The 12933-nt window shown below is 39.5% G+C and carries 14 protein-coding genes and 2 tRNA genes; 9 read left to right on the top strand and 7 right to left on the bottom strand.

All coding sequences use genetic code 11. The features are described from left to right. Positions 1-6 precede the first annotated feature (6 nt). The 3 genes from L4F93_RS08200 to fumC form a co-directional block, all read right to left on the bottom strand. Positions 7-588: an aminodeoxychorismate/anthranilate synthase component II gene (locus tag L4F93_RS08200; protein ID WP_250349830.1), complete on the bottom strand. Its 582-nt coding sequence runs from the start codon at positions 586-588 to the stop codon at positions 7-9. 9 nt (positions 589-597) lie between these two features. Continuing rightward, positions 598-2142, bottom strand: coding sequence for an anthranilate synthase component I (gene trpE, locus L4F93_RS08205; RefSeq protein ID WP_250349831.1), 1545 nt, complete (start codon positions 2140-2142; stop codon positions 598-600). A 195-nt stretch (positions 2143-2337) separates the two neighbouring features. Beyond that, positions 2338-3732 (bottom strand): class II fumarate hydratase, encoded by a 1395-nt coding sequence (gene fumC, locus L4F93_RS08210; protein WP_250349832.1) that lies wholly within the window; start codon positions 3730-3732, stop codon positions 2338-2340. 242 nt (positions 3733-3974) lie between these two features. On the opposite strand from fumC, the gene L4F93_RS08215 reads away from it, so the two are divergent. The 9 genes from L4F93_RS08215 to L4F93_RS08255 all read left to right on the top strand — a co-directional run bounded on the left by L4F93_RS08215 (position 3975) and on the right by L4F93_RS08255 (position 10402). Then, a complete protein-coding gene (locus tag L4F93_RS08215) occupies positions 3975-4418 on the top strand; it encodes a DNA polymerase III subunit chi (RefSeq protein ID WP_250349833.1) in 444 nt (147 codons plus the stop codon). Continuing rightward, entirely contained in the window at positions 4418-4858 is a 441-nt protein-coding gene (locus L4F93_RS08220; protein WP_250349834.1) for a GNAT family N-acetyltransferase, read from the top strand. Before L4F93_RS08215 ends, L4F93_RS08220 begins: the two co-directional genes overlap by 1 nt. Then, a complete protein-coding gene (locus L4F93_RS08225) occupies positions 4858-5040 on the top strand; it encodes a hypothetical protein (protein ID WP_250351719.1) in 183 nt (60 codons plus the stop codon). Before L4F93_RS08220 ends, L4F93_RS08225 begins: the two co-directional genes overlap by 1 nt. Beyond that, positions 5024-5620: a zeta toxin family protein gene (locus L4F93_RS08230; protein ID WP_250349835.1), complete on the top strand. Its 597-nt coding sequence runs from the start codon at positions 5024-5026 to the stop codon at positions 5618-5620. The genes L4F93_RS08225 and L4F93_RS08230 overlap by 17 nt, the downstream gene beginning before the upstream one ends. A gap of 236 nt (positions 5621-5856) precedes the next feature. Further along, on the top strand, positions 5857-6333 hold the full coding sequence (locus L4F93_RS08235) for a hypothetical protein (protein WP_250349836.1): 477 nt from the start codon (positions 5857-5859) through the stop codon (positions 6331-6333). Positions 6334-6348: 15 nt separating this feature from the next. After that, positions 6349-9213, top strand: a complete 2865-nt coding sequence (locus L4F93_RS08240; RefSeq protein WP_250349837.1) for a valine--tRNA ligase — start codon at positions 6349-6351, stop codon at positions 9211-9213. Positions 9214-9329: 116 nt separating this feature from the next. Further along, complete coding sequence (gene pgsA / locus L4F93_RS08245; RefSeq protein WP_250349838.1) at positions 9330-9878, top strand: CDP-diacylglycerol--glycerol-3-phosphate 3-phosphatidyltransferase; 549 nt, start codon at positions 9330-9332, stop codon at positions 9876-9878. A 359-nt stretch (positions 9879-10237) separates the two neighbouring features. Beyond that, positions 10238-10313 (top strand) — tRNA-Gly (locus tag L4F93_RS08250). Between the two features lie 2 nt (positions 10314-10315). Continuing rightward, positions 10316-10402: transfer RNA gene (locus tag L4F93_RS08255), tRNA-Leu, on the top strand. Positions 10403-10442: 40 nt separating this feature from the next. On the opposite strand, the gene L4F93_RS08260 is transcribed toward L4F93_RS08255, so the two are convergent. The 4 genes from L4F93_RS08260 to L4F93_RS08275 form a co-directional block, all read right to left on the bottom strand. Further along, a complete protein-coding gene (locus L4F93_RS08260) occupies positions 10443-11534 on the bottom strand; it encodes a tyrosine-type recombinase/integrase (RefSeq protein WP_250349839.1) in 1092 nt (363 codons plus the stop codon). A 229-nt stretch (positions 11535-11763) separates the two neighbouring features. After that, entirely contained in the window at positions 11764-12246 is a 483-nt protein-coding gene (locus tag L4F93_RS08265; protein ID WP_250349840.1) for a class I SAM-dependent methyltransferase, read from the bottom strand. 58 nt (positions 12247-12304) lie between these two features. After that, positions 12305-12787, bottom strand: coding sequence for a hypothetical protein (locus L4F93_RS08270; protein WP_250349841.1), 483 nt, complete (start codon positions 12785-12787; stop codon positions 12305-12307). Then, on the bottom strand, positions 12774-12932 hold the full coding sequence (locus L4F93_RS08275; RefSeq protein ID WP_250349842.1) for a hypothetical protein: 159 nt from the start codon (positions 12930-12932) through the stop codon (positions 12774-12776). Before L4F93_RS08275 ends, L4F93_RS08270 begins: the two co-directional genes overlap by 14 nt. Position 12933: the final 1 nt, after the last annotated feature.

The following is a 12933-nucleotide window of genomic DNA, read 5'->3' on the forward strand; positions in this document are numbered from 1 at the left end:
TTATCCTTAATGACGATTAAGCAACCAATTTATTGCGTTTTCTAGCAATTTTCCTCCTTGCACGGTAAGAATGCTTTCTGGGTGGAATTGGAAACCGCAAATGGGTAGCGTTTTGTGACGGATTGCCATAACAATACCGTTATACTCAGCGTTTACAATAAATTCATCGGGCAAATTTTCTCCCATTAGGGAATGATAGCGTGCCACTGGCATAGGGTTATTTAACCCCGCAAACATTGCTTGTCCATCGTGTTGAATATTGGAAACTTTGCCGTGCAGCACTTCGCCAGAATGAACCACATCACCGCCAAATGCTTCGATTAACGCTTGATGACCTAAACAAATGCCAATCATTGGCACGTTGCCTTTAAGACGTTTAATAAGTGGCAGTAAAATGCCTGCTTCTTGTGGGTTACCCGGTCCGGGAGAAAGAGCAAGGATACTATTTGGCTTTAGTGCCATTTTTTCTACCAGCGCAATATTGCAGTCATTGCGGTAAATTTGCACTTGGTGTCCAAGCGTTCTAAATTGATCCACAAGGTTATAAGTAAAGGAATCAAAATTATCTAAAAATATAATATTTGCCATAGAGTTTCCTTATTGTGCAAGTTGGTTGGTTTGCATAATGGCATTAATTACCGCTCTGGCTTTGTGGCGAGTTTCATCTGCTTCCATTTGGGGATCAGAATCTAGCACTTCACCGCAGCCAGCTTGGATATAAGCAATGTTGTTTTGCACGAAAGCAGAGCGGATCACAATACAGGTATCGAAATTTCCATCTGATGAGAGATAGCCCACTGCACCGCCATAGCTATGGCGTTTTTGTTGTTCCACTTGATAGATTAATTGCATTGCTTTGATTTTTGGTGCGCCCGTGAGCGTTCCCATATTCATACAGGCTTGATAAGCATGCAAGGCATCTAATTCAGGGCGAAGTTTACCCACCACGCGAGAGACCAAGTGCATAATGTGTGAATAACGATCCACTTGCATTAAGTCTTTCACTTGACGTGTACCACTTTGGCAAACCCGTGCGATATCATTCCGTGCTAAATCCACTAGCATTAAATGTTCTGCTAACTCTTTTTTATCTAAACGTAATTCTAATTCTAAACGCGCATCCAGTTCGGGATCGATATTCCCTTGAGCATCAAATCCTCTTGGGCGTGATCCTGCAATAGGGTAAATTTCTAATTGGCGAGAATCTTGGCTGTATTTTAATGCACTTTCAGGGGACGCACCAAATAGCGTGAAATCGTCATCTTGCATATAAAACATATAAGGGCTTGGATTATTCACTTTTAATTGGCGGTAAGTAGCAAGACTGTTTGGACAAGCCAAAGAAAAACGGCGTGAAGGCACAATTTGAAATACATCACCAATGTTGATGTGGTGTTTTAAACGGCGAATAATCTCTTTAAAGGGGTCATCTTCAATGTTCACGCTCACTTTCGTTGAAGCCGATTGGAGAGGTAAGTGCGGTTCAATTTTCTGTAATTTTTGCGTAATTTGTACCGCACTTTGTTCCGTGGCAGAAAGCACATTTTGATTAAAACAGAAGGTTTGGAGTTGAGCTTGTTGGCGTTGATGATCGAGAATCAATAAATTTTCTGCTAAATAGAAAACGTAGTCAGGACAGCTTAAGCCATCATTGTGTAGTACAATATTTTCCATTGGAATAAAATTTGCCACTAAATCATAAGCAAATAGGCCACCAAGAAAAATGGGGGTTTCGCTTGTTTTGTAAAGCGCGGTTAAGCAACGTAAACCATCAAAAATTGTGGGCGCTTGTAATTTACTGTCTTCATCAAGATCTGGATTGAGTGGCGCAAATTCCGCGATGAGTTGATTGTTTTGCTGTAAAAGGCGTTGTGCCATATGTTGTAATTTTTCTTGTAGCAAAGGTAATAATGCCACACCATTTTCATTTAATGCGTTAAAGGTTACGCATTGACCTAAACAGCTAATTTTTAACGCAGAATTAATTAATAAAAGACTTTTTAAGCTATTTTTACTGCTGATTTCGGCGGATTCAAGTAAGAGTGTATTGGTTTGATCTTGGCATAATGTCGCAAAAACAGCGGTTGGATCGCTGTGATAAGCCACATTTTGTGAAAATACGTGGAGAAAAGGCATTGTCATTGGAATTCCTTTTTTGCATAAAATAATAATGCACTATTAAACTAGTACAAAAGGGTTTTGTCAAGGACTGTTTTCATCAAGAAGGAAATTTAGCTAATTGGCTTATTTGAGCGCTTTCGCTATAAAAGAGAAAAGAAATGTTGGTAAAGAATATTCCTTACCAACATTTCAAATAAGATGAAGGTTAAATTGGCATTATTTCAAGCTGCCAACCATATCTTCAGGGCGTACCCATTCATCAAATTGTTCAGGCGTGACTAAGCCTAGATTTATGGCTTCTTCTCTTAATGTCGTACCATTTTTATGCGCCGTTTTGGCGATTTTAGCCGCATTTTCATAACCAATATGGGTATTTAATGCCGTTACCAACATTAATGAATTTTCAAGTTGCTGTTTAATGCGTGGGTAATTGGGTTCAATGCCACTTGCACAGTGTTCATCAAAAGAAACACAAGCATCAGCCAATAACTGGGCAGATTGCAAGAAGTTGTACGCCATTACAGGTTTAAACACATTAAGTTGGAAATGCCCTTGTGAACCTGCAAAAGAAATGGTGGTATCGTTACCTAACACTTGTGCGCATACCATTGTCAAGGCTTCACACTGCGTTGGATTTACTTTACCGGGCATAATAGAAGAACCGGGTTCATTTTCTGGAATTAAGATTTCACCAATACCAGAACGCGGACCTGAAGCCAATAATCGAATGTCGTTTGCAATTTTGAATAAAGACATTGCAAGTTGCTTTAACGCACCGTGTGTTTCAACAATGGCATCGTGGGTGGCAAGGGCTTCAAATTTGTTTTCCGCGGTGATAAATGGTAAGCCGGTAAATTTCGCAATATATTCCGCTACTTTCACATCATAGCCTTTCGGTGTGTTTAAGCCAGTACCTACCGCCGTACCGCCTAAAGCAAGCTGGGCAAGATGAGGTAAGGTATTTCTCAACGCACGCAAGCCAAAATCTAATTGCGCAGCATAGGCAGAAAATTCTTGTCCTAATGTCAGTGGTGTTGCATCCATTAAGTGAGTACGCCCAATTTTCACCACATCCTTAAAGGCTTCTGCTTTTGCAGCAAAGGTTTTTTGTAAACGTTCAACGCAAGGAATAGTGACTTCCACCACTTTTTTATAGGCCGCAATGTGCATTGCGGTTGGATAAGTATCATTCGATGATTGTGATTTATTGACATCATCATTTGGATGAATAATTGATTTTTCACCTAATTTTCCACCATTGATAACGTGCGCACGGTTTGCAATCACTTCATTTAAATTCATATTGGATTGCGTACCTGAACCGGTTTGCCAAATGACTAATGGGAATTGATCGTCAAGTTTATGGGCTAAAATTTCATCGCAAGCTTGGGCGATTAAATCACGTTTTTCAACGGGCAAAACGCCTAGCTCATTATTTGCGTAAGCAGCGGCTTTTTTCAAATAACCAAACGCCTCAATAATTTCCTGTGGCATTGATGCCGATGGCCCAATTTTGAAGTTATTGCGGGAACGTTCTGTTTGTGCCGCCCAGTATTTATCTGCTGGCACTTTCACTTCGCCCATCGTGTCTTTTTCAATACGAAATTCCATTCTAGTTACCTCAAATGATTGAATTAATAATAAGAAAACGTTTTGAGTTTACCACTTTAGAAGTATGAATGGAATCTGAGGAAAGTTGGCAAAGTTGGGTTTTGTGATGTAGATCATAAAGTGCGGTAAGATTTTTTTGAATTTTTTGGCAGCGGAAAAATTAATGTTTTCTATTTATCGGATTTTTCGTTAAAATTAGGCGTTTAAAAATCTGATTTCATACGGGTAAAAGACGCATTTTTATGGCAAAGCACGCACAGTTTTACATTTTAGACAAAACACAAGCAAAATCCCCATTGTCTGCAATGGAAACCTTGGCTTGTGATTTGGCTGCGCAGGCTTGGCGATTAGGCAAAAAAGTGCTAATTAGCTGCGAAAGTGAAGAACAGGCTTTTCGCCTTGATGAAGCCCTATGGGCGAGAGAGCCAGAAGAGTTTGTGCCACATAATTTATCGGGCGAAATCACTCAATATGCCACCCCCATTGAAATTAGCTGGGCGGAAAAACGCAACGCACAACGCCGTGATCTATTAATAAACTTGCAAGCCCAAATTCCCGATTTTATTGCGAGTTTTAATCAGATTATTGATTTTGTTCCCGCTGACGAAACGCAAAAAGCCATCGCACGGGAGCGTTATAAACAATACCGTCAATTAGGTTGGCAGCTCAGCACGGAGCAAGCCTGATGAGGTGGAATGCAAAAACCTTTGCTGAACTCAGCACACAAGAATTATTTGCCATTTACCAAATTCGCACCGCCGTATTTGTGGTGGAGCAACAATGTGCTTATCAAGAAGTGGATCATTGGGATCAAAGTGCGGTGCATTTTTGGCAAGAATTTAACGGCAAAATCTGTGCTTATTGCCGCATTATTCCACAAGATGACGGCATTCATATTGGCAGAGTGCTAGTGGCGCAGCACGCACGGGGCAAAGGCTTAGCCAAAGAATTAGTGCAACACGCATTGGCTTATTGCCAACAACATTGGGCAACCGAACCTGTGCTAATCCAAGCGCAAACTTATTTGCAAAATTTCTACCGCACTTTGGGTTTTCAGCCCACTTCAGCAGAATATTTAGAAGACGGCATACCGCATTTGGATATGAAGTTGGAGAAGAATAAATAATGAAACCAATGACAAAAGAAGAAATTATCGAACAACAACGGCAATTACATATTCTCTTTAAAACTTGGATGGATGATAAGAAAAAACGTGAGGTGCTGACATTCAAACGCCCAAATGGCAACATTGTAGATCATTACCCTGACGGTACAGAAATAGTCATTGAATATGCACAAGCAAAATAATTTAGCTATTTTCTACTGTGGCACAAATGGGGCAGGCAAAACCACTTTGCGTGGATTTAACAAAGATGCTGTACAGATTGTTATTGATTCCGATCATATCGCAATGCAAATTAACCCTGAAAATCCTCGTTCGGTGGATAGCCAAGCGGGTAGAAAAGCGATTGAGTTATTTAAATTTGCGATTAACCAACAAATTTCGTTTTCTATGGAATCTACCCTATCAGGTAATTCCGTTTTGCAACGTATTAAAACAGCAAAAGAAAATGGCTTTTTTGTGCGATTAAATTATATTGGTGTTGATGGGGTTTCAATTAACATCAAGCGAGTAAAAGCCAGAGTAGCAAGCGGTGGACATTTTATTGATGAAGCAACTATCCGTAACCGTTACGACATCAGTTTGCAAAATTTAACGAAAATATTACCGCTTTGTGATGAAGTATTTATCTACGATAATTCAAGCGAAGCCCCAAATTTGGTTTTTCACATTAGCGACAATAAATTAACTCAATGGATTGATAAATTTCCAAAGTGGTGTGGGAAATTGAAAAACTCGCTGGAAACACCTAGTACGGCAACGTAGTACTAGGTTACGCATAGTTCAGCCCCGTTAGGACTGGACGTTAGAAAAGAAAGAGCTACAGAGTTGCTCGCTTAGCCGAAAGCTTATCGTTACCACGTACTGCTTGCCGTGCGTGGATTATAAGCGGTTGAATTTCTGCAAAAATTTGCAACTCCAAATACTAACCTTCGTCTCTTGAGGAGTGCTATCGGAGTTTCAATAAATAAGAGGTAATATAGAGTCTATCGGAGAATTATATGAATAAACCATCTTTTTTATCTTACTTTAATTTTGTAGCATTCATTTTTTTATTATGTTCTTACTTTGGCGTAATCGAACCTAAAAATTGGCTAGATAATATCTCAGACTCATCTGGAGTAAAGGTTATAACGCCAATACAGGAAGTTAAAAACACTTTAGAATCATATAAAAAAGACTTGGAAAATTTGCAAAACAATACTTCTAAATATGCTTTAAAATCAGAACTCGCTAGTGTAACTAATAATTTACAATTAAAGTTAGATACAAATATATTAGATATAAAAAATTTAATTAAAGAAAATCAGCAGTCGATAAGAGGAATGCAGGGACAAACTAACATATCAAGGGAAATAAAGTATTGGCAAAATAAATACGACAATAATAGCTGTAACTATAGTTATCAGGTTAATTCTAATTTATGTATAGAGTTAAGAAGCAGAATTAGTAGTTTACAACAAAAACTATCATATTAAATAAGAGTAAAACAAATGACAAAACCATTCCAAATGGCAGATCGTTTTGATCCCTCTGCCGTAGAACAAGCACTTTATAAACACTGGGAAGAACAGGGCTATTTTAAGCCGAATGAAAACCCGAATGCACCGAGTTATTGCATTGCCATTCCACCGCCGAATGTAACGGGATCATTGCATATGGGACACGCTTTCCAGCAAACTTTAATGGATACGCTGATTCGTTTTCATCGTATGGAAGGGGATAACACCCTTTGGCAAGCGGGGACAGACCACGCAGGGATTGCCACGCAAATGGTGGTGGAACGTAAAATCGCGGCAGAAGAAGGCAAAACTCGCCACGATTACGGTCGTGAAGCCTTTATTGAAAAAATCTGGGATTGGAAAGCCTATTCAGGCGGTACAATCAGCCAGCAAATGCGCCGTTTAGGGAACTCAATCGACTGGGATCGTGAGCGTTTCACGATGGACGATGGACTTTCTGATGCGGTGAAAGAAGTGTTTGTACGCTTGCACGAGGAAGGGTTGATCTATCGTGGCAAACGCCTTGTGAACTGGGATCCGAAACTGCACACTGCTATTTCAGATTTAGAAGTGGAAAATAAAGAAAGCAAAGGATCGCTCTGGCATTTCCGCTACCCATTAGCTAATGGCGAAAAAACGGCTGATGGCAAAGATTATCTCGTGGTTGCTACCACACGTCCTGAAACAATGTTGGGCGATACTGCTGTGGCAGTTCACCCTGAAGATGAACGCTATCAATCTCTTATTGGCAAAACTGTGATCTTGCCTTTAGCAAATCGTGAAATTCCAATTATTGCTGATGATTATGTGGATCGTGAATTTGGAACAGGTGTGGTAAAAATCACCCCAGCTCACGATTTTAACGACTATGAAGTAGGTAAACGCCATCAGTTACCAATGGTAAATGTGATGACGTTAAATGCGGATATTCGTGATGAGGCGGAAATTATTGGCATAGATAATAAACCTCTCGCAAATTATGTGGCAGACATTCCAGAAAAATATCGTGGAATGGAGCGTTTTGCAGCGCGTAAGCAAATTGTGGCAGATTTCGATGCATTGGGATTATTGGAAGAAATTAAACCACACGATCTAAAAGTGCCTTATGGCGATCGTGGTGGCGTACCAATTGAGCCAATGCTCACCGATCAATGGTATGTGAGCGTAAAACCATTGGCAGAAGTGGCGACCAAAGCGGTAGAAGAGGGGGAAATCCAATTCGTACCGAAGCAATATGAAAATCTCTATTTCTCGTGGATGCGTGATATTCAGGATTGGTGTATTTCTCGCCAACTTTGGTGGGGACATCGCATTCCTGCTTGGTATGATGAACAAGGTAATATTTATGTGGCTCGCAGTGAAGCAGAAGTGCGGTCAAAATATCAGCTAAATTCTGATATTGTACTCAAACAAGATGAAGATGTGCTAGACACGTGGTTCTCTTCGGCTTTATGGACATTCTCTACCCTTGGTTGGCCACAGCAGACCAAAGAACTGAAAATGTTCCACCCAACAGATGTCTTGATCACGGGGTTTGATATCATTTTCTTCTGGGTTGCACGTATGATTATGTTTACGATGCACTTCATCAAAGATGAAAGTGGTAAACCGCAAGTTCCATTCAAAACAGTCTATGTAACAGGACTGATTCGTGATGAACAAGGGCAAAAAATGTCAAAATCAAAAGGGAATGTCCTTGACCCGATCGATATGATTGACGGTATTAGCCTTGAAGATTTACTCGAGAAACGTACGGGCAATATGATGCAACCGCAATTAGCGGAAAAAATTGCGAAAGCGACCCGTAAAGAGTTCGCTAATGGCATCGCTGCACACGGTACAGATGCATTGCGTTTTACCTTGGCCGCCCTTGCAAGTAATGGGCGTGATATTAACTGGGATATGAAACGCTTAGAGGGATATCGTAATTTCTGTAATAAACTATGGAATGCAAGCCGTTTCGTACTGACCAATGATAAATTAGATTTATCTGAGGGAGAGCTGGAGTATGGTCTTGCGGATCGCTGGATCAATTCGCAGTTTAACCGCACAGTAGAAGCCGTGCGTTCTGCATTTGCACAATATCGTTTTGATTTAGCAGCGAATGCCATTTATGAGTTTACTTGGGATCAGTTCTGTGATTGGTATTTAGAACTCACAAAACCAATATTTGCACAGGGTAATGTGGCACAAAAACGCGCGGCAAGTCGTACACTGGTAAATGTATTAGAAAAATTGCTACGCTTAGCTCATCCAATTATTCCATTTATTACTGAAGAGATTTGGCAAAAAGTGAAAGGTTTTGCGGGTGTGAGTGGCGACACCATTATGCTACAACCTTATCCACAGTATGAAGCAAGCCAAATTGATGAGCAAGCAGAGCTACAAATGAGTTGGTTGAAAGAGATCATCGTCGCAGTGCGTAATATCCGTGCGGAATGCAATATTGCGCCAAGCAAAGGCTTAGACGCATTATTACGTCATTTAACGCTAGAACAGCAACAAATTCTTTCTAATAACAGTGCATTATTAGCAAGTATAGCAAAATTAGATAGCGTTGAATTGTTAAAGGATGGGGGAGAAGCGCCATTCTCGGTAACCAAATTGGTTGGCAACACAGAGCTTCTTATTCCAATGGCAGGCTTTATTGACAAAGCTACCGAGTTAGCACGCTTAACTAAAGAGCTAGAAAAACTCAACGGTGAAATTGCTCGTATTGAAAACAAATTGAGCAATGAAGCCTTTGTGGCAAAAGCGCCAGAGCAAGTCATTGCGAAAGAACGTGAAAAAATGCAAGGCTATCAAGAGGCCATTGCAAAAGTTCAAGCGCAATATCAGGCGATTGAGGCACTTTAATTTATTACAGCGTATCCCTCTTTTTAGAGGGATATTTTTTAAATAGTATTTTCTAATTAGAAAAATATGCTTTAAAATAATTAAAGATTATCTATTTTCTGTGACTGTTACGCCCTATGAAATTAAATTTCCCTACAATTCTAACCTTATTCCGTGTCATTTTAATTCCATTTTTTGTTATGGCATTTTATTTACCATTCTCTTGGGCGCCTTTCTTGACAACAGCCATTTTTTTTGTCGCCGCGATTACAGATTGGTTTGATGGATATTTAGCCAGAAAATGGAATCAAAGCACACCCTTTGGGGCGTTTTTAGATCCCGTGGCTGATAAAGTTATGGTTGCGGCCGCATTGGTGTTAGTCGTGGAGTATCAGCATAGTTTTTGGGTAACCTTACCTGCGATAGTGATGATCTCAAGAGAAATTATCGTTTCAGCCCTACGCGAATGGATGGCTGAAATCGGTAGCCGCAGTAAAGTGGCGGTATCTTGGCTCGGTAAAGTAAAAACCGCTTCCCAAATGCTTGCTTTAGGCGGATTATTATGGCGTTATAATGTATTAATGGAAATCGCAGGAATCGTATTTTTATATATTGCAGCAATTTTAACCGTCTGGTCAATGCTACAATATTTAAAAGCAGCAAAAGAGAATTTATTAGACAGTTAAAAAAATTTCACTATTTTATACCGCACTTCATCAAATAATAAAGTGCGGTATTTTTTTACTTATTTTTTATAATAATTCAGTCATCGAAGAATGATAGCCAAGAGTATTTTTATAATGATCAATATTATTGCGTTATTGAGATAGCCATTTCAAAGCGAAATAGGGAATATAGTTTTTTATCCCTAAATTTTTCATCTTGTACTTTAAATCTTCTCATATTGCTTGAACAATAAACGAATAGATAAAGATTGAGCTTTTTTTAGTCGATTAAACTAAATCAAGTAAATTTCTATTTGACTAATAAATTGAAATCCGTAAAATGCACCTCGTTGCTTAGCGAAACAGAAAGTTAGCTAAATGCGGGAATAGCTCAGTTGGTAGAGCACGACCTTGCCAAGGTCGGGGTCGCGAGTTCGAGCCTCGTTTCCCGCTCCAACGCCCGAGTGGTGAAATCGGTAGACACAAGGGATTTAAAATCCCTCGACTTTCGAGTCGTGGCGGTTCAAGTCCGCCCTCGGGCACCATTAAGAATTTCGTATTAAGTCGTAAGTTAACCCTTTCAAATCAATAACTTACGGCTTTTTTCTTTTCTAGCTCCCCGTTTAAAATATCATTTTCAGCGTCAAATTTTGTCGTGTCCAAAAGGCACTTTGACGTAAGTTTGACGTGATTTGCATAGCTCAGTAAATGGTCCGCATTGAGGTGTGCATAGCGTTTTACCATCTCAAGCGTTTCCCATCCGCCTAGCTCTTTTAGTACCATTAATGGCGTACCGTTTTGGACGTGCCAACTTGCCCAAGTATGACGCAAATCGTGGAAGCGAAAATCACTGATATTGCACTTTTCCAGTGCCTGATTAAAATCAGGATAGCTAATTTCTTTTATTTGCTTATTTCGCCCGCGGTGGAATACATAGCGGGAGAGTTGTTGGGCTTGCCTTTTTTCGATCACTGCTAAGGCATCTTTACCTAGTAACAACGACCGTGCTCGTCCTGATTTAGCCACATCGCTACTGACAATGGCGATATTACGAGACAGATCGATTTTATCCCAAGTAAGCGATAAAATTTCCGTCATTCTTGCCCCGGTGGCAAGAGCAAAGGCGCAAACATCTCGCATCCAGCTAAGCTGCAATGCATTAAGAAGTTCAAGGGCTTGTTGCTGAGTGATCCAACGTACCCTAACTTTAGGCTCTTTATTTTTAGGGATATAAGGGATACTATCTATCCAACCTGCTTTTTGAGCAAGCGATAAAACACGCATTATTGAGCTACGATAACGGTTTTGTGTGGATAGCGATAATTTTTCCCCCGTACTTGTTTTGTGCGTAGGGAGATTATTTACAATATCATCAGTTGTTAAAGAGCTAAGAGTTCGCCCAGCCAATACAGATCGCCAATATTCCGTGTGGCGGATTTTGGTCTTAAAATCTTTTTGCCCTTGCGAAACTTCAAGAAACCTTATTAGTGCTTCTTCGATCGTTCTTTCGGGCTTTTTATTGAGCTGTTCGACTTGCCAATATTCGTGTTTTAGCTTGTCGTGTAGCTCTTGGGCTAATTTCTTTTCAGTTGTTTGAGCAGAGCGTCTAATTCTCTGGCCGCTCGGTGTGGTAATATCGATTTGCCAGACACCGAATTTGTTTTTCCTGATCGGCATTTTCTCTCCTTATCGCCGACCTGATCGTCTAATCGGCAAACATTTTGCGTGTTTTGCCGCTTCTGATCAAGTGTTGTTTTACTTACTCGCCATACTCTAGATCCTTCCATACGGAAAAATCCCCAATGAAACCGATGAGCATAAACAGCTCCATAGCTCATTTTGAGTTTATCGGCAACTTCTGGAATAGTTAGGATTTCTTCCATATTCCCTCCAATAAAAATCCCGATTAAGTTGGCAATTTAAAAAACAAAAGCCAATGTGTGTTATTGGCTTTTCCTGATTTGTGGCCGATCAAAGGTTGATGATCAATAGTTTTAATGATTTCGCTAACAGAGATTTGCGTTTCATTCCACTTAAAAACTAGCGTTCCGTGGTCATCAAGCACGCGCATACATTCATCAAAGCCTTTTTTGAGTTGAGTTTGCCAATCTTTGTTTAGTCGGCCATACTTTTTTACTAGCCACGCATTATCACCGCCAGCTTTTAAATGTGGTGGATCAAAGATGACGAGCTTAAAAGATTTGTCGGGGTAGGGCATATCGGTAAAATCGTGGATGACGTCAGGATTTATCTCAAGTTTACGGATTTTATCCCTATCTTTCATCGTTGTTTCAGTCTGTCTGTTATCGGCAAATAAGACGTCAGGATTTTGCTTGTCGAACCAAAACATACGACTACCGCAACATACATCTAAAATAGGTTTTTGCATAATTTATTCCAAATAAAAAAGCCACTTGTTACAGTGGCTTGTTAGTCGTAATTCATTTTTATTTTGTCTCAATTTTATAATTCAATAATGCTTTCGCCATTGCTTCAGCACCTTCTTTGGTTTCAAATACTAGTCCTTTCTCAATTAAGTTCTTGTCATTGTGATAATCTGCATCAAGATAGTCTAGGCATATTTCGCCACGATAACTAAAATTTACAAACCAATAAGAGATTCCATTTACCCAATTATCTAACGTTACAGGTTCAGGAACTTCGATACCATTAATAAAACGTCTAGGCTCTTCCCACATACCAGTAATGGAATATTCTTGGTTGCAATAAACTAAATCATCTCCCTGTTCATTCCATTCCAATAAATGCAAACTGTTGTCAGATGCATAACCAACTAATGAATTAGTATTAATTTGTAAAAGATTAGCTAATTCTTTATTTTCAACTTTATTAAGAACAAATGCTTTTAATCCATTTTTAAGTCTTACTGGTTCACCCGCTAAAGCTTTTTCTAAATCAAATGGTTTCATTTTCTTCCTCCTCATCTTTGAAGAAAATAACCATAGTGTTATTATCGTAAGAGATAAGCATTTTATTTATAAAATCATTATCTTTAAGTTGCTTAGCAACTTTATTCATCTCTTTGTGAATTTCTATTTTGTCGTATCTACCCATA

The sequence above is a fragment of the Avibacterium sp. 20-132 genome (assembly GCF_023611925.1).
In the GTDB taxonomy this organism is placed as follows: domain Bacteria; phylum Pseudomonadota; class Gammaproteobacteria; order Enterobacterales; family Pasteurellaceae; genus Avibacterium.